This window comes from Streptomyces marianii (genome assembly GCF_005795905.1).
Taxonomy (GTDB): domain Bacteria; phylum Actinomycetota; class Actinomycetes; order Streptomycetales; family Streptomycetaceae; genus Streptomyces; species Streptomyces marianii.
Genome location: NZ_VAWE01000001.1, coordinates 1729662 through 1751543 on the forward strand (window position 1 = coordinate 1729662; position 21882 = coordinate 1751543).

Genomic DNA, 21882 nt, shown 5'->3' on the forward strand with positions numbered 1-21882 from the left:
GGCCGCCGGGGGGCCGTCGGGGCCGAGGACGGATGCGGACGAGGTGGCCGCGGGGATCGGGGCGGCCGGCGCCGGGCTTGCCGAAGCGACCGCCCCCGACACGGGAACGGTGGCTGCCGCGGGGTGAGCGTCGGGGGTGGCCGGCCGGCGGGCCGGCGGCCGGGCGTGTGGTCCGGGGCCGGAGCGCCGGACCCACCCGGATCGCGCTCCGGGACGCGCTGCCGGCGGCAGCCCCCGTACCGCGGCCGGCAGCGCGTCCCGGCGCCCCGCACCGTTGGCCCGGGGAAGGCCCCCCGGGCCCCGGTGGGCACCCGGCCCCTTGGGGACCCCCGGAAGCCCGGGGCCCCAGGAGCCCCGGGAACCCGCAGGAAGCATGGGACCCGGGAGCCCCGGGGACCCCAGCGGAATCAGCGCACGCGGCCGCTCCGTTTCGCCTCGCCCGCCGCGCGGCCCTCCGCGAGTTTGCGCTGCCAGTCGCGGCGGATCTCCGCACGGAGTCGGGCGTCGGTCTTCGCGACGATGCGCCGGTTCTCGCGGACGAGCTTGCGGTAGCTGTCCAGCCGGCGTTCCGGCAGCGAGCCGTCGGCGAGTGCCGCGAGCACGGCGCAGCCCGGCTCCGACTCGTGGGCGCAGTCGTGGAAACGGCAGTCCGCGGCCAGGTCCTCGATCTCCGAGAACACCTGGCCCACACCGGTACCCGCGTCGAAGAGGCCGACCCCCCGCAGCCCGGGGGTGTCGATGAGCACGCCGCCGCCGGGGAGCACCAGCAGGTTCCGGGTCGTCGTCGTGTGACGGCCCTTCCCGTCGACGCCTCGCGTGGACTGCACGTCCATGGCGTCCTCGCCGAGCAGCGTGTTCGCCAGGGTGGACTTCCCCGCGCCGGAGACGCCGAGCAACACGCTCGTGCCGTCGGAGACGACCGCAGCGAGGACGTCCATGCCCTCCCCGGTCATCGAGCTGACCGGTAGCACCTGGACGCCGGGGGCCGTGGTCTCCACGTCCTGCACCAGGTACGACAGGGCGGTCGCGTCCGGCACCAGATCGGCCTTGGTGAGGACGACGAGGGGCTGCGCCCCGGACTCCCAGGAGTCCGCCGCGTTGTGCAGCAGTGCCTCACCGTTCGAACTGGACATGGCGAGTGCCAGGAACCGCTCGATCCGCCCGAGGTCGAGTTCGACCGCGAGCGACACACAGATGACGACGTGATCGATGTTGGTGGCCAGCACCTGACCCTCGGAACGCTGGGACGAAGTCGACCGTACGAAGGCGGTCCGCCGAGGCAGGATCGTCCGCGCGTACCGGGGGTCACCGCCCTCGGGGTCGACGGCGACCCAGTCCCCCGTGCACACGACCTTCATCGGGTCATGGGGAACGACGAACTCGGTGTCGGCACGGACGACGCCGGCGGGGGTGGTGACGTCACACTGACCGCGATCGACCCGGACGACCCGGCCCGGGACCAGGCCCTGGGCTGCGTACGGGGCAAACTCGGCCTCCCAGCCCTCGTCCCAGCCGTAGACGGCGAGCGGGTGCTGGACAGCGGAAGAGGAAAACGGGTGGAGCGAAGCGTTGGACAAGGGGAAACCCTTCGAAGGGTGGCCCCGGCGGCGCGCTCCGAACGCGCGGATCGAGTGGGTGTCAGCCGGAGACCACAGGGGTGGGAACGATGAACTCCTGCATGCGGGCAGAGCCCGTCACCGTGACAGTCATCAATGTCCTCACCTCCTGCTTCTTCTCAACGAACCGACACCGCCCCTCGGAAGCGGATAGACAGCACCATAGCCCCGCCCCTGGCGCGACACCACCGATTAGACCCGAGACCTCACCCGCCGACATCAGCTGGGGGCGTTTACGCCGCGAGTCGCACAGTGTCCCGGGCCGGCACCTGACAACTTGACCGTGGACCTCCAGAACTTCTCCACCATGGCGACCGACATCCCTGCCGCCACGGACTCCACGCTGCGACGGGAGGCGCAGCTCTGGACGCAGCACAAGGACGACCTGCTGGCGGCCGGCCTGTTGACGCCGACGGTCAAGCGAGTAGCCGCCGACGACGGGGCAGGACCGTACGACGTCGATTCGCCGGGCTTCGGGGACTACTGGATGGAGTTGAAGGCCAACGGGATCTCGAACAGCGGTGACTTCATCGGCAAGACGGACGCGGCCCGGCACATGGACCACTACCTGAACGGGACCGGCAGCACTCTCGACCTCGACGTCGACAGGATGCTGAGCGACGAGAACGACACGGTCCTGCGCGACGTGTCGGCGCTGACACGCTCCAAGCAGGAGGCCGAATGGCGCCGCCAGGTGCTTGAGGCATACGCGCAGTCTGGCGGCAAGCCCGTCGCCATCCCCGTGGAGACCACAGGGGTGGGGTACACCCACGACAAGGGGCCGGATGGCACAGCGAACTGGTACCTCGCGGTGGGCAGTGCCATGACGAACACCACTGGTGTCGTGACCGCGGTGCCGGGCGCGGACGGCAAGCCGCACGTCAGCATCGACTATCAGGTCAACGTCTGGGACCGGTACAACTGGGATCCCGGCAAGGCCACGCCCATCGGTCCGACCTCGGTCACCCGCCGACATGGCCCGCATGCACACGACTGGACAAGCCAGGGAGTTCGACATGAGAGGGAGCAGTTCGGTGCAGCAGCACGACATGACGTCGGGCGGCGCCTGGCCCGATCCGAAAGAACCCGGACGGGACGGCACACGCACCGACATCGGCCGGAACGGGGACGCCCGGTGAACAGGGAGCCGCGAAGCAGGTGGTATGCCGCGCTGCCCGGCGGGATGACCGTTCTCACATCGCTGCTGGTAGCCGGATGCTCGGGTTCGGCGGAGAACCGTACTCCGGCCCTGAAGGGAGCGCGGGAGGAGGACGCGGAGGGAGTGGAGGGAGTTTCGGAAGAGGAGTGGGCAGAGGAGGGGAGAGACAAGGGAGATCCTTCACACGGATGGCCCCGGCAACGCACGCGTACGGCGTACGCCGTACGGCAGGAAAAGAGCGGGTCAGCCGGTGGCCACGGAAATGGGGGTGATGAACTTCGGGTTCCGGGCAGCGCCCGGCGCGGTGACCGTCATCAACGTCCTCACCTCCGTGTGTTTCTCGATGCCCATGGCCGCGTCTCGGGCACGGCGGTGACGCCACACTAGCCGGTCACCGGCACCGCGCCAACGCGTCTTCCGGTACTCCGCCGCCGGGCGTCGGCGGCGGCCCGCTGCGGTGGCGACCGCCCCGATTCTGTTGAAGGGTGTCAGGGAGCAGCGGCCATCCGCCCCTGCCCGGTGGCCGTCTGTCCCGGCCCGTCCCTGCCCCGGGACGAACACGAATGACGCGAATGAGGTGAGCGGCCGTGGCGAGCACTTCACCCGGGGTGCCGGGCACGCCGTGCTGGGTGAGCCTGACGACGCAGGACATGCGGGCCTCCCAGGACTTCTACGGTGCGGTGTTCGGCTGGGAGTTCGCGCCGGACGTCCAGGCGGAGGGGTACGTGGTCGCCCACGCGGACGGCGAACCGGTCGCCGGTCTCGTGGAGTCCGCGGAGAGCATGGGGGTCCGGCTGCCGGTCGCCTGGACGGCGTACTTCGTGGCCGAGAGCGCCGACGCGGCGGCCGGACGTGTGCGGGAGCGGGGCGGGACGGTCGCCGTGGGACCGCTGGCGTTCGGCCGGGGACGGATCGCCTGGGCGGCCGATCCCCTGGATGCGGCGTTCTGCATCTGGGAGGGACCGGCCTCCCCGGAGTGGCAGGCGGGCCGGGGAACCGGCGCCGTGGCATGGCTGGAGCTGCACACGAGGGACCCGTTCGCGTCCGCACTGTTCTACGGCGGGGTGTTCGAATGGGACGCCCATCCGGACACCATCGACGTGCGCTACGAGCACGACCGGGTGATGCTGCGGGCCGGGGGCCGCACGGTGGCGGGGATGTACGGCGGCGTTCCGGAGTCGACGGAGGCGGCGATCCACCCCCAGTGGCACGTCCACTTCTGCCGCGACGACGTGGACGGGGCTACGGCCCGCGCGGCCGCGGCGCACGGCACCGTCGTGACGTCCCCGCAGGAGACGCCGCTCGGGCGGACGGCGACGATCCGCGACCCCGAGGGGGCACTCTTCCATCTGTCGTCCGCCGAGGACGACCTCTCCTGACCCACGCCCCCCGCCGGTGACCTGAACCTCGGGGCTCCCGACCCCTCGACGCGCACACACCCCAGCGGGCATGTGACATCAGCCACATGCCCGCTGGGGTGTGTAATATTTCACCGCTCCGGCCCGCTGAGCTGGTCAGGTGCTCCTGATGCGGGAGGGCCACCGGGGAACCGGGAAACATCACTGAGGGGTGGGGCATTTGAGCCCGCGCAGGTCGCACGCGTATCGACCGTTGAGCATGAGACGCCGGGCGTGGCTGACGCTCGGCGCCGTGGTTCTCGGAGGGGCCGGCGTGGTCACCGTGGCCACCGCGAATCCTTCCGACCCGCCGCGGCCGACCGGGCCGCCGGAGCGGGCGGCGAAGCTGCGCACGCTCGCGCTGGCCCGGGGCGGGGCGACGGAGCGCGAACTGCCGGCCACCGACGCGGCGCCGTTCTCCCTGGTCGGCATCGGCTGGGACGGCGACGCCGACCAGCTCGACGGCACGGCACAGGTCCGTACCCGCAGCGCCGCGACCGGCAAGTGGTCCGGTTGGCAGTCGGTCGAGTTCGACGCGCACCGCCCCGACGGTGCGGAGGGCGCGAAGCGGGCGGCCTCGGAGCCGCTGTGGGTCGGCCCGTCGACCGCCGTCCAGCTGCGCGTCCGCTCGGGCACGTCCGGACGGGCCCTGCCCAAGGGGCTGAAGCTGCACATGGTGGACCCTGGCGTCAGCAAGGCGGAGTCGAAGAACACGGCGGCTCCGTCCGCGCGGCTGAGCTCGCCCGGCCCCGAGATGGACAATGCCGCGTTCCCGGTCGAGGAGTCGCCCTCCGCGACCGCGTCCGGCACGGCCGCTCCTTCGGAGACGTCCACGCAGGACCCGCTCCCGAGCGATCCGCCCGCGCCCTCCGACTCCGTCACGCCGACCGAGACGGCCACCGGCACGGCCGACCCGACCGCGACGCCCACGCCGACCGCGACCAAGCCGATCGCGCCACCGTCGACGGTCCGGCAGCCCCCGATCATCGGCCGGGCCCAGTGGGGCGCGGACGAGTCGCTCGTCGCCGACCCCGCCGAGTACATCGACAAGGTCCAGGCGGTCTACATCCACCACACCGTGGGGACCAACGACTACAGCTGCGCCGAGTCCGCGGCGCTGGTGCGCGGCATCATGACGTACCACGTCAAGACCAATGGCTGGAACGACCTCGGCTACAACTTCCTGGTCGACAAGTGCGGCCAGATCTTCGAGGGCCGGGGCGGCGGCGTCGACCTTCCCGTCAGGGGCGCCCACACGTACGGCTTCAACAGCTACTCCACCGGCATCGCGATGCTCGGCGACTTCGAGGGCGATCCGGCGGCCGGCAAGCCCGCCGGCCGGCCGTCGAAGGCGGCGCTGCAGTCTGCCGCCAGGGTCGCCGCGTGGAAGCTCGGCCAGTACGGCGGCGACCCGAAGGGCACCGTCACGCTGACCGCGCAGGGCAACACGGGCAAGTACACGACCGGCCAGTCGGCCGTGATGAACGTGATCTCCGGGCACCGTGACGCGTTCGCGACGGCCTGCCCCGGCAAGAACCTGTACGCGCGGCTCCCCGCCATCCGGGACTTCGCCGCCGGCCCCGGCCGCAACTCCTCGATCCCGACGGCCGACTACAACCGCGACGGCATCAACGACCTGGTCGCGGGCCTGCCCAGGACCGACGGCGGCGCCGGCCGGGTGACGGTCCTGCCGGGCACGACGGACGGTCCGAGCACGACGGTGCGCACCGTGATCAGCCAGAGCAGCCCGGGAGTGCCGGGTGATTCGGAGGACGGCGACCAGTTCGGCACCTCCTCCGCGTGGGGCGACTACAACGGTGACGGCCACGCCGACCTGGTCGTCGGCACCCCCGGTGAGGACGACGAGTCCGGCCACACCGACACCGGCTCGGTGACCGTCCTGCACGGCCCCGGCCTGAACTCCGGTGTCAGTTACATGACTTCACCCGCCTATCGGGTCACGGGCGACAAGCTCGGCACCGCCGTCGCCACCGGCGACTTCAACGCCGACGGCACGGCGGACGTCCTGTCGGTGGCACCGGGCAAGCCGGGCCGCTGGTGGGTCTTCGAGTCCAAGAACCCCACGTACGCCACGAAGGCCGGCTGGCTGAGCAACACCGCCAACACCTCGGTGGTCTCCTTCGCCTCTGCGGCGAGCGGTGACTTCGACAACGACGGCTACGCGGACGCGGCCGTCACCTACCGCGACTCGGCGGGCGTCGGCCGACTGCTCGCACTCAAGGGCTCGGCCACCGGGCTGCAGCGGGTCGGCATCCTCTACCCGCGCGGCGGCCGCTCGCTGGCGGCCGGCGACATCAACGGCGACGGATACGACGACCTCGTCATCGGCCAGCCGAACGCCACCGAGTCCGGTCACACCGCGAAGGGCGGGGCCGTCGCCACCGTTCTGGGGTCCGCGACCGGACTGACCACGACCGGCCGTCAGACCTTCCAGCAGAACACCACGGGCATCCCCGGCGCCGACGAGTCCGGTGACACCATGGGCGCCTCGGTCTCCATCGGTGACGTCGACCTCGACGGGTACGGGGACATCCTGACCGGTCTGCCCGGCGAGGACCTCCCACGGGGCGGCGTCAACCAGTCCAACGCCGGGATGGCCATCCTGATCCGCGGCTCCGCCGCGGGAATGACGGCCACCGGGTCGGTCTCCTACCACCAGGACACCACCGGCGTGCCCGGCTCGACCGAGCCGAACGACCGGCTCGGCTCCGCCGTGTCGCTGACGGACCTGTCGGGCTACTCACGGGCGGACCTTGCCCTGGGCGCGGACGGCGAGGACTCGAACAACGGCACGATCCTGCAGTTGGACAACAGCAGCGCCTCCGGCGTCATCCCCTCCTCGGGGGTCTACTACGGCCGAACACTGCTCGGCGCGCCCGCGGGTGTCGGCATCGGCCGGCTGATCACCCCGTGAGCCGGTGACGACCCAACCGCACCGACGGCACGGGTGACGCACAGGTCGTGACCCGTGACCGGTGACACGTCACGCACCACCACCGGGGTGCGGCGCCGCAGAGTACGTCTTCGCACCCTGCGGCGCCGCACCGCGGCCCGGCGGACGGCCGGGACCCCAGGAGAAGGGGGTCCCGGCCGTCCGCTGTCCCGGCGGCACCGCGCGGGCGGAGCCGTCTCCCGCCGGAGTGACCCGCCGGAGTGGGGGTCGCATCCGCTCCGCGCCGTCACCCGCCCTTGGGTGTGACGTCGTTTCCGCTGGAGCGCGCTCCGAGGCGCGGGCGGCCACGTCGAGCCGGCCGGCGGGCACGGGCGGTTCCCACCCGGAGGTCCGCCACGTCGCCGGAAGCAGTCGGTGTGGCCGCTCCGGGCGGGCCGGCCAACGGGCTGCGGGCCCACGCGACCGACCTCGGCGGCGCCGCGCGCCCGTGAGCGCCGCCGGCGCGCTCACGGGAGTGGACGCCCTCGTTCCAGGCCGCAGGCCTGACGACCTTCCCACCCGCCGACCCGCGCGGTGCTCTCCCCCCGTACCGGACGGGACCCCGGTGGGCGGCGTCTACCGGCCCGCCGGCGGCTCGGCGGACTTCTCCAGCACGTCGACGAGCGTGGGCACGTGGCTGCCCTCGACGCTCTTCACCGAGGTGACCAGGGTGACCGGGCCGCCGCGGACGAGTGCGCACAGCCGCTCCAGGGCCTGCGCCGCCGCGCCGTACTCGAGTTCCGAGCGGTAGCGGGCGTCGAAGTCCTCGTACCGCGAGCGGTCGTGGTGGTACCAGCCGCGCAGCTCACCGGACGGGGCGACCTCCTTGAGCCATGCGTCGACGGCGGCCCGCTCCTTGGAGACACCGCGCGGCCAGAGCCGGTCGACCAGTACACGGGTGCCGTCTTCCGGGTCGGGGGCGTCGTAGACCCTGCGCACCTTGATGGTCGCCATGCCGTCAGCCTGCTGCGCGGGACGGCGTGGCGCAAGCGCGGGGATCCGGCCTTTCGTCTTATTGACGATAACCCTGCCGGCCCGATATCGTCTCAATGACGAAAAGAGGGGGTCGCCACATGGCCGACATCACCAGGCGCCTCGGTTGGCGCCATCTGCGTTCCGCGCCCACCGCACACGTCCGCCACCACCGCCGCGGCCGGCTCGTCCACGACGGACCCGGCCTCAGTCTCTGGTTCCGGGCCCTGACCTCCGTGCTGTCCGAGGTGCCCGTCGACGACCGGGAACTGGCCATGACCTTCCACGCCAGGACGTCCGACTTCCAGGACGTGTCGGTGCAGGCGACGGTGACGTACCGGGTCAGCGATCCGGCGACGGCGGCCGCCCGGCTGGACTTCTCCGTCGACCCGGACACCGGCACCTGGCGGGGAGCGCCGCTGGAGCAGATCGCGACCCTGCTGACCGAGACCGCCCAGCAGCACGCACTGGACGTGCTGGCCCGCACCCCGCTTTCGGCGGCCCTGGCCGACGGTGTCGCCGCCGTGCGGGAGCGGATCTCCGGCGGGCTGGGCGCGGAACCGCGGCTGTCCGCCACGGGCATCGAGGTGGTGGCCGCGCGCGTCATCGCGCTGCGGCCCGAGCCCGAGGTCGAACGGGCCCTGCGCACCCCCGCCCGCGAGCAGATACAGCAGGAGGCCGACCGCGCGACGTACGAGCGGCGGGCCGTGGCTGTGGAGCGGGAGCGGGCCATCGCCGAGAACGAGCTGGCCAGCAGGATCGAACTCGCACGCCGGGAGGAGCAGTTGGTCGACCAGAAGGGCACCAACGCCCGGCGCGAGGCCGAGGAGAGCGCCGCGGCGGACGCCGTGCGCGCCGAGGCGGAGGCCGCCCGGAAGGTGCGGCTCGCCGAGGCCGAGGCCACCGCGGCGCGCGAGGTGGGCGAGGCCGGCGCCGAGGTCCAGGCCGCGTGGCTTCGGGTGCACTCCGAGGCCGACCCGTCGACCCTGCACGCCCTGGCCGTCACCCGGCTCGCGGAGAACCTGCCGCGCGTCGACAGCATCACCCTCTCCCCCGACGTCCTCACCGGACTGCTCGCACGGCTGGGCGGGACGGGGGCGGAGGGAGCGTGAGCCTCGCCCCACGGGCCGTGGTCGTGCACCGCACCACCGAGTACGAGGAACTGCTCGCCCGCCACGGCACGCACGGCCAGGCCGAGTTCTTCCTCGCCTCCCGCGGCCGGAGCGTCCGTGAGGTCGCCGAGCGGCACCGGCGCACCCGCCAGGCACTGGCCGCCGTCTCGGCGGCCGTGCCCGCGCGGTGGCGCCGGGCCCGGGTGGAGCGGTCGGACCTCGACCGGTTCCTGTTCGCTCCCGGGGACGTGGTCGTCGTGGCCGGACAGGACGGGCTCGTCGCCAACACGGCGAAGTACCTGTCCGGTCAGCCGGTGGTGGGCATCGACACCGATCCCGGCCGCAACACCGGCGTGCTGGTACGGCACCTGCCCGGCGACACCGGGCGGCTGCTACGGGCCGCCGTCGGCCGCGGGGCCACGACGGAAGAACTCACCATGGTGGAGGCGGTCGCCGACGACACCCAGCGGCTCGTCGCGCTCAACGAGATCTACCTGGGCCGGCCCGACCACCAGACGTCCCGCTACCGGCTGGAACTCGACGGCGGCCGGGGCGGTCCCGCGGGACCGGCGCGGGCCGCCGCGGGCGGGGACGGCAGGAGCGCCGGGGGCGCCGGTCACGAGTCCGACGGGGCCATGGCCGGTGAGGCACAGGCGTCCTCCGGGGTGCTCGTCGGCACGGGGACGGGGGCGACCGGCTGGCTGCGGTCGCTGTGGCGGGAACGCGGCGGCGGCCGGCCGCTGCCGGCACCCGGCGAGGCGCGGCTGCTCTGGTTCGTACGGGAGGCCTGGTCCTCTCCCGCGACCGGGACGTCGCTGGTCGACGGGGACCTGTCCGCCGGGCGCGGGCTGCGGCTCACCGTCGAGTGCGACCGGCTGGTGGCTTTCGGTGACGGCATGGAGTCCGACGCGCTCGAGCTCACCTGGGGTCAGTCGGTCCGCGTCGGGGTGTCGGATACGTCGCTGAGGCTCCTCGTCTGACCTCCCCTCCGGGAGGGCATGCGTCGGCCCCGCCTGCTGGAGGGGGCGGCGGGCGGGGCCGTTCGCGGGGCGGCGGGGGGTGCCGCCCCCTTCGTGGGGGGCTATCGCGGACTTCGGATACCCGGGGAGCACGGGTTCATGCGCGGCGACGTCGAGGAGTTCCGGAGCGGTCGGCACCCGACTCGAAGGGCACCACCGGCCTGCCAGGCCCGATGGCCGCCCCGTATCGAACAATCACCTCCACCGCCGGGCCCGGCTCAGCGGCTTCCCGGGTCGAACGCCGTCACCGTCCGGTCCCGTTCCCGCCACGAGCCGCAGGGCTGGAAGCCGCCGCCACAGGCGCGGTCCCAGTGGGCGCGCCGCGATCCGCCGTCCGGTTCGCCGCCGCCGCCGGCGGCGGCGCGGGCGGTCGAGCGGCGGTGGGCGACGACGGTCAGCACGGCCATGACGGCGGCCAGTTCCTCGGCGTCCGGAGCGCCGTGCACGATGCGCAGGTCCACGTCCACGCGGCCTCACCACCTCACCGGGAGGGACTCGGGCCCGCGGATCAGCGCGCCCTCCTGCCAGGCGATCTCCTCCTCTGGCACCGCCAGGGCCAGCCGCGGACAGCGGCGCAGGAGCGTCGCCGGCATCACCTCGGACTCCATCCGCGCCGGCATCGGGCCCACGCAGTGGTGCGGGCCGTGTCCGAAGGAGAGATGCGCGGCCGCGGGGCGGCCGAGGTCCAGGGTGTGCGGGTCGGGGAAGACCGAGGGGTCCCGGTTCGCGGCCAGGTACGAGCAGTAGACGGCCTCGCCGGCTCCGATGCGCCCCCGCCGACCTCCACGTCCTCGGTGGCGATCCTCGGCAGGCCCACGCCGTTGCGGTGCGGGACGAAACGCAGCCTGGCGGCGACGGCATGCGGGGATCCGCCGGTCACGTCCCGATCGGCGAGAGCCCGGCGGCTGAACCGGGGGTCCGACGTGATGGACTCGACGTCGTCGTGGCGTGTCACGAGCCACGCGGTGCCCTCGCCGTACCGGAGCCGGATGGGCACCACCGGCTCGTCCCGGAGGACCGTGGTCAGGAACGGGTCGAAGTCCAGGGCCCTCAGGTCCTCGAGGTGCCAGTGGCGAACGCCCTCGTCCTCCCGCGGACCGGGTCCGGACACGGCCGGCGTCCCGGGTTCTGACGTCTTCACGTTCAACTCCCAACGTCCGACGCCCGATGCCGCCGCGGCCCCTGGTCACGCCGGGTGAGCGGAGCGGGCGGCGGTCAACGGCTCTCACATCCCTTCCCGGTCGCCGCGCCGTCGGGACGGCACCGGCGCGCCATCACCCGGACGGACCAGCCCTTCACGGCCGCCGCGCCGTCGGGACGGCACCGGCGCGCCATCACCCGGACGGACCAGCCACAAGGGCTTTCCTCGGCGGGCGCGAACGGGTGACCTCACGGATCCTTTGGACTCGACGCGGGCGGCCCGCCCGACCACGGGGCGATCGTCGAACTCCGGGCCCGTTACGACATCGAGCAGCTCACGCCCCTGCGCCACGAGGCGTGACGCGCGCCGGCCGCGGACCGCGATGCGCCGCCGGGTCCGACGGATTCGACGGATTCGAAGGATTCGACGGCTCTGACGGGCTCCTGCGGTGCAGCCCCGTCACCAGACCGAACAACGCCATCTCGTTGCCCACGAGGCCCGCAGCGGCGAGGGCCTCGTCCGCCTCCGCCATGGGGGCGCTGAGCAGCACGGGAGGCGGCGGGGCTTCGGCACCGGGAGGTTCGGTGAGCGCGGCGCGCACGGCGCCGAGGAGCCGCACGTACGCCTGGGCGGCGGCTCGTTCACGGGACGTCATCACAGCGGTGGCACTCATCGGTCGGCCGTTCCTCTCGGGTCGTCTCGCGTCATATGTGACGGTGCACTCGCCACCCTGCCGCACGGCACTGACAACGCCTCCCCGTCGCGCTCCCGTTGGGGTGACCGCGCCCGCCGTCTTCCCGTCGGTCCGACCAGTCGGTATGTTCCTGGCCGCCGGCCGGTGCAGGACGGCGCACGACGGACCAGGGAGGGGCCATGACCGACACCGGGACACGCATCGAGGGCCACTGCGACGCACGGTTCACCGCGGTGCGCACCGCCTTCGAGGAGAACTTCGCCGAACGGGACGAACTGGGTGCCGCCGTGACGGTCCGGGTGGGCGGACGGGCGGTCGTCGACCTGTGGGGCGGCTGGGCGGACGCGGGGCGCACCCGGCCGTGGGAGCGGGACACCGTGGTCAATGTGTGGTCGACAACGAAGGGCCCGACCGCACTGTGCGCGCACGTCCTGGCCGACCGGGGGCTGCTGGACCTGGACGCACCGGTCGCCTCGTACTGGCCGGAGTTCGCCGCCGCCGGCAAGGAGTCCGTCCTCGTCCGCCATCTGCTGTCGCACCGCTCCGGGCTCGCCGGACTGCGGGAGCCCCACACGTTCGCCCAACTCTGCGACTGGGAGCTGACGGTGGCCCGGCTCGCCGCGACCGAGCCGTGGTGGACGCCCGGAACCCGGTCCGGCTACCACGCGATGACGTACGGCTTCCTGGTCGGCGAGGTGGTGCGGCGCGTCACGGGTCTGCTGCCCGGGGCCTTCCTGCACGAGGAGGTGACGGGGCCGTACGGCGTCGACTTCTCCATCGGGCTGCCGGAGAAGGAGTACCACCGAGCCGCCGAGCTGGTGCACGCGCCCGTCGCGTCGGACAGCGAACAGGCCGCGGTCTTCGCCCAGTTGGAGCCCGTGGCGCTGGCCGCCCTGGCCAACCCCGCCGTGGGCGCCGCGGAGGCCGGCAGCCCGGAGTGGCGGGCTGCCGAGATCCCGGCCGCCAACGGCCACGGCAGCGCCCGCGCGATCGCCGAGCTGTACGGGATCATCGCCTCGGGCGGTCTGCTCGGTGGGCGGCGGCTGCTGTCGGCCACCGCCGCCGAACGGGTCCGCGAAGGCCAGGGGCCCTGCCGGGACCTCGTCCTCGGCGCGGGCTCCGCCCATGACACGGAGGTCGCGCTCGGGCTGTGGCTGAGCGGCCCCAACGGGTCGTACGGTCCCAACCCGCGGGCGGTCGGCCACGACGGCTTCGGCGGCTCCTGCGGGCTCGCGGACCCGGAGGCGGACCTGTCGATGGGGTACGTCATGAACCGCATGGGCTCACGGATCGCCGACGACCCACGCAAGATGGCGCTGGTCGAGGCGGTGTACCGGGCCCTGTGACGCGGGACGCCGCCTCGGCGGCCCACCGCCGGCGCCGGGAGGAACCCGGCACGTCCCTGCGGGATGGGCCGGACCCCCGTGCGGGGGCTCGCGGTCGGGTGCGGGGGGCGGCGACCGGCGCGGGGGGGTGTCCACCGGCCGGGTCGCGACCGGCACAGAACCGACCCGGTAGCCCTTCCGGTGCGGACGCCGAAGCGACGCGGTGGGTCGGAGCGGCCCGGAGCCACCGCAGGCACCGGGCACGTCGGCGCCGGCGGCCGCGGGCGGGGAGGGCGGGTCACGGGGCGGCCGGGAGGGTCACCTCGAAGCGGCAGCCGCCCGACACGTTGTGCACCCCGGCGCGTCCTTCGTGCGCCTCCACGATGCCTCTGACGATCGCGAGACCGAGGCCCGCCCCCGCGGGAGGCGTGCGGGCCTCGCTGCCGCGCCAGCCGGTGTCGAAGACCCTCGGCAGATCCTCCTCCGGGATACCCCCGCAGCCGTCGGTCACGGACAGCACGACGGAGCCCTCGCGGCGTTCGGCGGCCACCGCGACCGTCCCGTCGGCCGGGGTCCGCCGGATCGCGTTCACCAGCAGATTGGCCAGGACCCGCGTCATCTCCTCGGCGTCGACCTCGATCGGCACCTGCTCGACCCGGTCCCCCACGAGCCGTACACCGTGCTCCCGGGCCAGTGGGACGGCGCCCGCCAGGGCCTCGCCGACCAGGTCGTGCACGGACATCCGCGTGGGCGTCAGCGCGAGCGCGCCGGCGTGGATGCGGGACAGTTCGAAGAGGTCGCCGACCATCCGGTTCATCCGCTCGACCTCCGCACGGATCTGCCGGAAGTACCGCTGGGGGTCGGGTACGACCCCGTCCTCCAGCGCCTCCGACATGGCCCGCAGCCCGGCGAGCGGGGTCCGCAGATCGTGCGAGATCCAGGCGACGAGTTCCCGCCGGGAGGTCTCCAGCGCCCGTTCCCGTTCCCGGGACTCGGCGAGCCTGGCGCTGGTGGCGGCGAGTTCCCGGCCCAGCTCGGCGAGTTCGGCCGTGGCCTCCCCTCCGGGCGCGGCGAAGCTGCCGTCCTCCCCGAAGGTACGGGCGGCGAGGGCGAGTTCGCGGCTGCGCGCGACGACCCACCGGCCGAGCAGCAGGGCCGTGGCGAGGGACACCACCGCGGCCATCGCGACGACCGTGGTGACGACCGTCAGATCGTGCGCGGACAGGAACATCGCCTGGGCGACCGCCAGGGTCCCGGCGAGCATCGCGACGACGGTCACTCCGGCGACCACGGTCAGCGAGACGGTGAGGGACCGCCGGCGCAGCATCCGCAGCACGACGGCACCGGCCAGTCCCGCCGCGGCGGCGCCGAGGAACGCGAAGAGGGCGATGAGGAGGACGTCACGCACGGCGTTCACGCCCCTTCCGCCGGGTCGGTGCCCTCACCCGGGGTGCCCCCGCCGGCTCGGCGGTCCGGTTGCCCGTCGGACACCCGCGCCGATGCCGCCGGCGGTTCCGGTTCCGCGGGCGCGTCGAAGCGGTAGCCGACACCCCAGACCGTGTGGATCAGGCGCGGCCGGGCCGGATCGTCCTCGATCTTGCCGCGCAGCCGTCGCACGTGCACGGTGACGGTCGACAGATCGCCGAAGTCCCAGCCCCACACCTCATGCATCAGCCGCTCCCGCCCTATGGCCAGCCCACGGTGGCGCATGAGGTGCAGGAGCAGATCGAACTCGCGCAGGGTCAGACCGATCTCCACTCCGTTCTTGGTGACGCGACGGGCAGCCGGGTCCACGGTGATCCCGGCGCAGCCGAGCACGGGCCCGCCCGGGTCCGCGTCGGCGGCCGCCCGGCCGCGGCGCAGCACGGACTCGACCCGCAGCACCAGTTCGCGCGGGCTGAACGGCTTGGTGACGTAGTCGTCCGCGCCGGTCTCGAGACCGAGGATCCGGTCGTCCTCGTCACCGCGCGCGGTCAACATGATCACCGGAACCGGTCCCCGGCCGCGGAGCCTTCGGCAGACCTCGAGGCCGTCCATGCCGGGCAGCATCAGATCGAGGACCACCAGGTCCGGCCACCGCTCTCCGGCGGCCTCCAGGGCCCCGGGCCCGTCCGCGGCGCGGGCCACCGTGTACCCGGCGCGCTCCAGATAGCCGGTGACCACTTCGGCGACGGTCGGATCGTCGTCGACGACCAGGATGTTGTGCATGCCCCCAGTCTTCTCCCCCCCGGCCCCCGGGCGCGCGCCCCACCCCTTACGAATCGATGACGCCGCCCCGCGGGCGGTCGCCACGTCGGACACGGTACTCCTCCGGAGAAGCGGTGCCCGGTGCGGTGCGGCCGGAGGAAGCGCCCGCGTCGTCCGGCAGGACGATGCCGTTCCCGGACTCTCCTCGGCCCGCGCCTGCGCGGAAGAGCCGGCGGCCGTGTCCGATTCCTTCAAGCCCCCGCCGCGTCACCGCCCCTACGGTGGCCGCATGACTCCACGACTCGATGCTGTCGGCCTGGTCGTCTCCGACATGGCCGCCTCGCTCGCCTTCTACCGCCGGCTCGGCCTGGACGTCCCCGAGGGGGCCGCGGCCGCACCGCACGTCGAGGCCGTGCTGCCCGGTGGGCCGCGCGTGCTGTTCGACACCGAGGACACCGTCCGCTCCTTCGACCCGGACTGGACCCGGCCCGAGGGCGGGGACCGGGTGGGGCTCGCCTTCCTCTGCGACAGTCCCGCCGAGGTGGACAAGGTGTACGAGGAGCTCGTCGGGGCGGGACACCGCGGCCACCTCGCGCCCTGGGACGCGGACTGGGGGCAGCGCTACGCGGTCGTCCTCGATCCGGACGGTGCCGCGGTGTCGCTGTTCGCGGGCCAGGACGCGGCGGCCAGCTCGGCGTAGCGGCCGAGGGTGAGCCCGGTCAGGGACCGCATCTCGCGTGCGAGGTGCGCCTGGTCCGAGCAGCCCGCGGCCAGGGCGGCCTCCGCGTACGGCACGCCGTCCCGTACGAGGGCCAGGGCACGTTGCAGCCGCAGTACGCGGGCGAGTGTCTTCGGCCCGTAGCCGAAGGCGTCCAGGGAGCGGCGGTGCAACTGGCGGGCGCCCATCCCGACGGCCGCGGCGGTCGCGGCCACGGTCGCGCCCGCGTCCAGCCCCTCCGCGACGGCCCGCAGCAAAGGGTCGGGCGGGGGCGAGTCCGCCGCGTGCCGCAGGGCCACGGCCTCCAGAGCGGAGGCCCGGTCCGGCGCGTCGGTGACCCGGTGCGCCAGCGGGCGCACCTGCCGGGCGGGCCACAGTTCGGTGAGGTCCACGCGCAGGTCGCGCAGTTCGTGGGCCGGGACGCCGAAGAAGGCGGGTGCGGCGCCGGGCGGGAAGCGTACGCCTGCGTAGGCGGCTCGCACGCCGTCGAGAGGTTGCGCGCGGGTGTCGGGTCCGGCGACCAGCAGCCGCCCTTCGGTCCAGAGCAGGTCCATACAGCCGTCGGGCAGGACGGGCACCGCCGGGCCGGGCCCCGGCTCGTTGTGCCAGAGGACGGCTCCGGGAAGCAGGGAGGTCCGTTCCGCGTACATGCTGTCGAGGTTAGGGGCTGCTCCGGACGTTGCGCCGCTCCCCTTCCCCCCGTGCCCCGGGGCTCACCCTCACATGCGGCCGGCTCCTCGTCGCACGCCCCCGAGCTCCGCTGCCGAGGCTTCCACCGCCCCTCGTCAGAGTTTCCGCTCCCCCTTGTCCTTGTCACGCGCGTCCCGGTCACGCGCGTCCCGGTCACGCGCGTCCCCGTTGTCCCGGTCGCCCCTGCCACGGGCGTCCCGGTCGTCCCCCTCGCCCCGGTCGCCCCGGTCGCCCTTGTCGCCCTTGTCGCGAGCGTCCCGGGTGTCCCGGGTGTCCCGGGTGTCCCGGTCACGGTGCTCCCGGCTCCCGTGCAGCCGGGACCGCACGTCGTCCGGCGGCAGGAACTTCGACCAGCGCTCGGGGAACTCCGAGGGCATGTCCCCGCCGCCCTCCTCCAGGTCCTCGCTCTCCCCCTCCGCCGCCCGGGCGCGGGCGACCAGCTCGGCGGCGTGGGCGGCCCGGACGCGCTGTTTGGCGGCTCGGGCGGCGGCCGTGGCGACCGACGGCCACACCCGGTCGATCGCCGCGTTGACGGCGGCGCCGACGAGGACCGCGAACGCCGAGATGCCGATCCACAGCAGTACCGCGATGGGCGCGGCGAGGGAGCCGTAGATGGTGGGGCCCTCGACGGTGCTGGTCAGATAGATGCGCAGCAGGAAGCTCCCGAGCACCCACATGCCGAGGGCCACCAGTGCGCCCGGGACGTCCTCCACCCAGGGCGATCGGACCGGCACGGACACGTGGTACAGCGTGGTGAGGAAGGCGACCGACAGCAGGATCACCACCGGCCAGTACAGGACGCTGACGAGGTCCGCGCCGAACGGCACGAACTCGACGACCCGGTCCGGGCCGACCACGGCGAGCGGCAGTACCACGGCGCCGATCAGCAGTGCGATCAGATAGAGCAGGAACGCCAGCAGCCGGGTGGCGACGATGCCGCGCTGGCCGTCGAGTCCGTACATCACGGTGATGGTGTCGATGAACACGTTCACCGCGCGGGAGCCCGACCACAGGGCGATCGCGAAGCCGAGGGAGATGACGTCGGGGCGGCCGCCGCGGGTGACGTCCTCGAGCAGGGGTTTGGCGATCTCGTTGACGCCGCGGTCGGACAGCACGGTGCCGGCGGCGCGGAGGATGTTCTCCTGGATGGAGGCGACGGTGGTGGTGCTGGTCCAGTCGTCGACGTAGCCGAGGAGGCCGAGCAGGCCCAGCATCAACGGCGGCAGGGACAGCAGGGTGAAGAACGCGGCCTCGGCCGCGAGCCCCAGGATCCGGTACTCGATGCACGAATTGACCGTGTCCTTCAGCAGCAACCAGGCGAGCTTCCGCTTGGAGACGTTGCGGTAGAGGACTCTGACCCGGTGGAGCCGGCCGGCGGGCCGGTCAGGTGTTTCGTTTGCTGCCTGCACCTCCTTACCGTATCGGCATGGCGACCAGCACCCACACCGTGACCAACCAGCCTCCGCCCCTGGTGGCGTACGACGTGTTCTCCGCGGACCGGGCGCTCGCCGAGGCGGTCGAGCGGCACTTGGACCCGTCGGTCCACGGCACGGCGCGGCGGGAGCTGGCGGAGCTCGGCCGGGCCGCGGGCTCGGCCCAGGCACAGCGCTGGGCGGTCGAGGCCGACAAGAACCCGCCGGTGCTGCGCACGCACGACCGGTACGGGAACCGGATCGACGAGGTCGACTTCCATCCGGCGTGGCACCGGCTGCTGGGCAAGGCGGTCGCCTCGGGGCTGACGAACGCCTGGGGACGGCCCGGCGGGCACGTCCGGCGTGCGGCCGGGTTCCTGGTGTGGTCGCAGGCGGAGGCCGGGCACGGCTGTCCGGTGTCGATGACACACGCGGCGGTGCCCACGCTGCGCACCGACCCCGAGCTGGCGGCGGAGTGGGAGCCGCGGCTGACGTCCGGGGTGTACGCGCAGGGACTGCGGCCGGCCGCGCGGAAGCCGGGCGTGCTGTTCGGGATGGGCATGACGGAGAAGCAGGGCGGCAGTGACGTCCGCGCGATCACGACGCGGGCTGTGCCGCTGGCCGCTGCCGGGGAGTACGAGCTGACCGGGCACAAGTGGTTCTGCTCGGCGCCGATGAGCGACGGGTTCCTGGTGCTGGCCCAGGCCCCCGGGGGGCTGTCGTGCTTCCTGGTGCCGCGGGTGCTCGACGACGGGACGCGGAACGTGTTCGCGATCCAGCGGCTGAAGGACAAGCTGGGCAACCGGTCGAACGCGTCGGCCGAGGTGGAGTTCGCCGGCACGTGGGCGCGCCGGGTCGGCGAGGAGGGGCGCGGGGTGCGCACCATCATCGGGATGGTGGCGGCCACCAGGCTCGACTGTGTGGTCGGCTCGGCGGCCCTGATGCGGCAGGCGGTGACGCAGGCCGTCCATCACACCGCCTACCGGAGCGCGTTCGGCGGCCCGCTCGTCGACAAGCCGCTGATGCGCAACGTTCTGGCCGATCTGGCGCTGGAGTCGGAGGCGGCGACGGTGCTCGCGATGCGGCTGGCCGCGGCCTACGACGCCGCGGGTGGAGGCTCGGAGTCGGAGCGGGCGCTACTGCGCATCGCGGTGCCGGCCGCCAAGTACTGGGTCACCAAGCGGTGTACGCCGGTAGTGGCGGAGGCGCTGGAGTGCCTGGGCGGGAACGGCTACGTGGAGGAGTCGGGGATGCCGCGGCTGCTGCGGGAGTCGCCGCTGAACTCCGTGTGGGAGGGATCGGGCAACGTCCAGGCGCTGGACGTGCTGCGTGCGCTGCGGGGCGCGCCCCGGACCGCGGGGCGCAGCGGGCGGGAGGTGCTCCCCGTGGACGCCTTCCTCCGGGAGGTCGGCCTGGCCCGTGGCGCCGACCACCGGCTGGACGGTGCGGTCAAGGCACTGCTGACGGAACTGGCGGACCTGGAGTCCGCGGAGGTGCGGGCACGCCGGCTGACCGAGCGGATGGCCTTGGTGCTCCAGGGGTCGCTGCTGGTGCGCTGGGCGCCGCCGGAGGTCGCGGACGCCTTCTGCGCCTCACGGCTGGGCGGTGACTGGGGGTCGGCGTTCGGCACGCTGCCGTACGGGCTGAACCAGGCGGCGGTGGTGGGACGGGCGCGCGTGGAGGTGTGAGCGGTGGCATCGCGCGCCGCTGGCCGCACCCGTGCGTCTTCAGGCAGGCGAGCCGGGTCTGACCTGCGCAAAAGCGGGGGTGGTGCTGCGCCGACACGGCACCACCCTCCGCTCGTGCCACCTTCACCCACCTGTCGTTCGTTGGCCAGAGTTGCAGACCGTTGCAGGAGTTGTCCGAACTCCGCTTCCGGGTACGGGCACGGGCGGCACGATGGATCCGGACGGTCCGCGGCGGCTCGCGCACCGGGCAGCACCGATACGGCACGACCGGCCCGCAGTGTCGCGAGGGCCGGCCGGCCCGGCACCACGCGCATGACCGACCTGCACCGATCGGCGCCGACGACGGGGGGCTTCCGATGAGGAACACGGCTCTGGACATCTCGCGGCTGAGCGCCGCGGACGCCGCGCACGCGGCCCACGTGCTGCACCAGGTGCACGCGGCGACGCTGGCCGGGCGCCGCCCGCCGGTCCCGCCCCGAGCGGTCATCGACGCCTCCTGGCAGCGCATGCTGCGGCTCGGGCTGGACCCCGACCGTTCCACGAGCAGCGTGCTGCTCCAGCGGGACGAGCTGGAGCACCGGCGGCGGTCCAGCGTGCTCGGCGAGGTGATGCACACGCTGAGCGGCGGGCTCACCGCGATCGCCGACGCCTCCCTGCAGATCATGGTGGTGACGGACTGCCAGGGCAGGGTGCTGTGGCGGGAGGGGAACGCGGGTGTGCTCCGGCAGGCCGCCACCATCTGCCTGGAGGAGGGCGCGGCCTGGAGCGAGGACAGCACCGGCACCAACGCCATCGGCACCGCGCTCGCGGCCCGGCGGCCGGTCCAGGTCCACTCGGCCGAGCACTTCGTCCACACGCTGCACAACTGGACCTGCGCGGCCGCGCCGGTCCAGGACCCCCGCGACGGCCGGCTGCTCGGCATCGTCGACGTCAGCGGGCCGGCGTCCAGCTTCCATCCGGCGACCCTCGCGCTCGTCAGGTCGGTGGCGCAGCTCGCCGAGGCGGAGCTGCGGGAGCGCCATCTGCGGCAGATCGAACGGCTCCGCTCCGTCGCGGCGCCGATCCTGTGCCGGATCGGCGGCCGGGCGCTCGTCGTGGACGTGCACGGCTGGACGGCGGCCGTGACCGGAATGGCGCCGGCGGACCGGCTGCCGCTGCCCAAGTCGTTCCACGCGGGCCGGGTGTGGCTGCCGTCGCTGGGCGTGTGCACCGTCGAACCGCTGCCCGGGGGCTGGCTGGTGCGCCCCGACGAGCCGCGGCCCGCGGAGTCCGCGGGGCGGGTCGTCCTGGACCTGAGCCGCGCCCGCCGGTGGTCGATCGCGGTCCACGGCCCCGCCGGCAGCTGGACGCAGGAGCTCAGCCCGCGCCACGCCGAGCTGCTGTACGTGCTGGCGGTGCATCCGCAGGGGCGCACGGCCACGGAGCTCGCGGGCGATGTGTTCGGCGACCCGACGCGTACGGTCACGGTGCGCGCTGAAATGTCACGTGTGAGGCGCTATCTGTCGGGTGTGCTGGCACACCGCCCGTACCGCTTCAGCGACGAGGTCGAGGTGGAGGTCGTGTGCCCGGCGCACCCCGCCGATCTGCTGCCGCACTCGTCGGCCCCGGCCGTGGCGGAGGCGCGGGCCGGGACCGGAACGGAAGCCGGGGCGTGGACCAGGACCGGTACGGAGACGCGGACCGGGGCCGGGACCGGAACGGAAGCCGGGGCGCGGGGCGGGTCCGGCTGACGCGTTGCGGGAGCATCTCCGTGCGCCGAAGTTCGCGCTTCTTCGGGTCCTTGCCGTACAGCGCCGGCG

17 protein-coding genes and 2 pseudogenes are annotated in these 21882 nt (G+C 73.6%); 10 read left to right on the top strand and 9 right to left on the bottom strand.

Annotated features, from left to right (window positions below; all coding sequences use genetic code 11):
* Positions 1–407: 407 nt before the first annotated feature.
* Positions 408–1577, bottom strand: coding sequence for a ribosome small subunit-dependent GTPase A (gene rsgA / locus FEF34_RS07655; protein WP_138052456.1), 1170 nt, complete (start codon positions 1575–1577; stop codon positions 408–410).
* A gap of 322 nt (positions 1578–1899) precedes the next feature.
* Between rsgA and FEF34_RS41095 the strand changes: the two genes are divergently transcribed.
* The 3 genes from FEF34_RS41095 (at position 1900) to FEF34_RS07665 (ending at position 7107) form a co-directional block, all read left to right on the top strand.
* Complete coding sequence (locus FEF34_RS41095; protein ID WP_171052864.1) at positions 1900–3162, top strand: hypothetical protein; 1263 nt, start codon at positions 1900–1902, stop codon at positions 3160–3162.
* Between the two features lie 221 nt (positions 3163–3383).
* The gene (locus FEF34_RS07660) at positions 3384–4154 is read left to right on the top strand and encodes a VOC family protein (protein ID WP_138057351.1); all 771 of its coding nucleotides are present in this window, start codon (positions 3384–3386) and stop codon (positions 4152–4154) included.
* A gap of 238 nt (positions 4155–4392) precedes the next feature.
* Entirely contained in the window at positions 4393–7107 is a 2715-nt protein-coding gene (locus FEF34_RS07665; RefSeq protein WP_171052865.1) for an FG-GAP-like repeat-containing protein, read from the top strand.
* Positions 7108–7701: 594 nt separating this feature from the next.
* Here FEF34_RS07665 and FEF34_RS07670 read toward each other — a convergent pair.
* Positions 7702–8079, bottom strand: a complete 378-nt coding sequence (locus FEF34_RS07670; RefSeq protein ID WP_138052458.1) for a DUF488 domain-containing protein — start codon at positions 8077–8079, stop codon at positions 7702–7704.
* A gap of 119 nt (positions 8080–8198) precedes the next feature.
* Between FEF34_RS07670 and FEF34_RS07675 the strand changes: the two genes are divergently transcribed.
* Together FEF34_RS07675 and FEF34_RS07680 are read left to right on the top strand one after the other, a co-directional pair.
* On the top strand, positions 8199–9209 hold the full coding sequence (locus tag FEF34_RS07675) for an SPFH domain-containing protein (RefSeq protein WP_138052459.1): 1011 nt from the start codon (positions 8199–8201) through the stop codon (positions 9207–9209).
* Positions 9206–10189: a hypothetical protein gene (locus tag FEF34_RS07680; protein WP_138052460.1), complete on the top strand. Its 984-nt coding sequence runs from the start codon at positions 9206–9208 to the stop codon at positions 10187–10189. The genes FEF34_RS07675 and FEF34_RS07680 overlap by 4 nt, the downstream gene beginning before the upstream one ends.
* A gap of 257 nt (positions 10190–10446) precedes the next feature.
* Here the strand turns inward: FEF34_RS07680 and FEF34_RS07685 are convergent, their stop codons facing one another.
* Entirely contained in the window at positions 10447–10695 is a 249-nt protein-coding gene (locus FEF34_RS07685; protein ID WP_138052461.1) for an acyl-CoA carboxylase subunit epsilon, read from the bottom strand.
* Between the two features lie 6 nt (positions 10696–10701).
* Positions 10702–11339 (bottom strand): annotated as a pseudogene (locus tag FEF34_RS07690) (cytochrome P450).
* 294 nt (positions 11340–11633) lie between these two features.
* On the opposite strand from FEF34_RS07690, the pseudogene FEF34_RS42680 reads away from it, so the two are divergent.
* Positions 11634–11729, top strand: a pseudogene (locus tag FEF34_RS42680) (cupin domain-containing protein); the annotation flags it as partial.
* Here the strand turns inward: FEF34_RS42680 and FEF34_RS07700 are convergent.
* Positions 11704–12042, bottom strand: a complete 339-nt coding sequence (locus FEF34_RS07700) for a hypothetical protein (RefSeq protein WP_138052462.1) — start codon at positions 12040–12042, stop codon at positions 11704–11706. The pseudogene FEF34_RS42680 and the gene FEF34_RS07700 overlap by 26 nt on opposite strands.
* Before the next feature lie 200 nt (positions 12043–12242).
* On the opposite strand from FEF34_RS07700, the gene FEF34_RS07705 reads away from it, so the two are divergent.
* Entirely contained in the window at positions 12243–13409 is a 1167-nt protein-coding gene (locus FEF34_RS07705) for a serine hydrolase domain-containing protein (protein ID WP_138052463.1), read from the top strand.
* A gap of 277 nt (positions 13410–13686) precedes the next feature.
* Here FEF34_RS07705 and FEF34_RS07710 read toward each other — a convergent pair whose 3' ends face one another.
* Positions 13687–14796, bottom strand: a complete 1110-nt coding sequence (locus FEF34_RS07710) for a sensor histidine kinase (protein ID WP_138057352.1) — start codon at positions 14794–14796, stop codon at positions 13687–13689.
* Between the two features lie 5 nt (positions 14797–14801).
* Positions 14802–15596 carry a response regulator transcription factor gene (locus FEF34_RS07715; RefSeq protein ID WP_234042319.1) on the bottom strand — a complete coding sequence of 265 codons (795 nt, stop codon included), beginning with the start codon at positions 15594–15596 and terminating at the stop codon, positions 14802–14804.
* Positions 15597–15864: 268 nt separating this feature from the next.
* On the opposite strand from FEF34_RS07715, the gene FEF34_RS07720 reads away from it, so the two are divergent.
* Complete coding sequence (locus tag FEF34_RS07720) at positions 15865–16275, top strand: VOC family protein (protein ID WP_138052464.1); 411 nt, start codon at positions 15865–15867, stop codon at positions 16273–16275.
* Here FEF34_RS07720 and FEF34_RS07725 read toward each other — a convergent pair.
* Positions 16197–16943, bottom strand: coding sequence for a helix-turn-helix domain-containing protein (locus FEF34_RS07725; RefSeq protein ID WP_138052465.1), 747 nt, complete (start codon positions 16941–16943; stop codon positions 16197–16199). The two genes, FEF34_RS07720 and FEF34_RS07725, sit on opposite strands and share 79 nt — an antisense overlap.
* Before the next feature lie 135 nt (positions 16944–17078).
* Positions 17079–18392 (bottom strand): YihY/virulence factor BrkB family protein, encoded by a 1314-nt coding sequence (locus FEF34_RS07730; RefSeq protein ID WP_138052466.1) that lies wholly within the window; start codon positions 18390–18392, stop codon positions 17079–17081.
* Between the two features lie 17 nt (positions 18393–18409).
* On the opposite strand from FEF34_RS07730, the gene FEF34_RS07735 reads away from it, so the two are divergent.
* The gene (locus FEF34_RS07735; RefSeq protein ID WP_138052467.1) at positions 18410–20083 is read left to right on the top strand and encodes an acyl-CoA dehydrogenase family protein; all 1674 of its coding nucleotides are present in this window, start codon (positions 18410–18412) and stop codon (positions 20081–20083) included.
* A 356-nt stretch (positions 20084–20439) separates the two neighbouring features.
* Positions 20440–21813 carry a GAF domain-containing protein gene (locus FEF34_RS07740; RefSeq protein WP_171052866.1) on the top strand — a complete coding sequence of 458 codons (1374 nt, stop codon included), beginning with the start codon at positions 20440–20442 and terminating at the stop codon, positions 21811–21813.
* Positions 21814–21882: the final 69 nt, after the last annotated feature.

Coding starts and splice junctions, on each gene's coding strand:
- FEF34_RS07665 (WP_171052865.1), top strand. CDS start 4,393: ATGAGACGCCGGGCGTGGCTGACGCTCGGCGCCGTGGTTCTCGGAGGG.
- FEF34_RS07670 (WP_138052458.1), bottom strand. CDS start 8,079: ATGGCGACCATCAAGGTGCGCAGGGTCTACGACGCCCCCGACCCGGAA.
- FEF34_RS07675 (WP_138052459.1), top strand. CDS start 8,199: ATGGCCGACATCACCAGGCGCCTCGGTTGGCGCCATCTGCGTTCCGCG.
- FEF34_RS07700 (WP_138052462.1), bottom strand. CDS start 12,042: ATGAGTGCCACCGCTGTGATGACGTCCCGTGAACGAGCCGCCGCCCAG.
- FEF34_RS07705 (WP_138052463.1), top strand. CDS start 12,243: ATGACCGACACCGGGACACGCATCGAGGGCCACTGCGACGCACGGTTC.
- FEF34_RS07715 (WP_234042319.1), bottom strand. CDS start 15,596: ATGCACAACATCCTGGTCGTCGACGACGATCCGACCGTCGCCGAAGTG.
- FEF34_RS07720 (WP_138052464.1), top strand. CDS start 15,865: ATGACTCCACGACTCGATGCTGTCGGCCTGGTCGTCTCCGACATGGCC.
- FEF34_RS07725 (WP_138052465.1), bottom strand. CDS start 16,943: ATGTACGCGGAACGGACCTCCCTGCTTCCCGGAGCCGTCCTCTGGCAC.
- FEF34_RS07735 (WP_138052467.1), top strand. CDS start 18,410: ATGGCGACCAGCACCCACACCGTGACCAACCAGCCTCCGCCCCTGGTG.
- FEF34_RS07740 (WP_171052866.1), top strand. CDS start 20,440: ATGAGGAACACGGCTCTGGACATCTCGCGGCTGAGCGCCGCGGACGCC.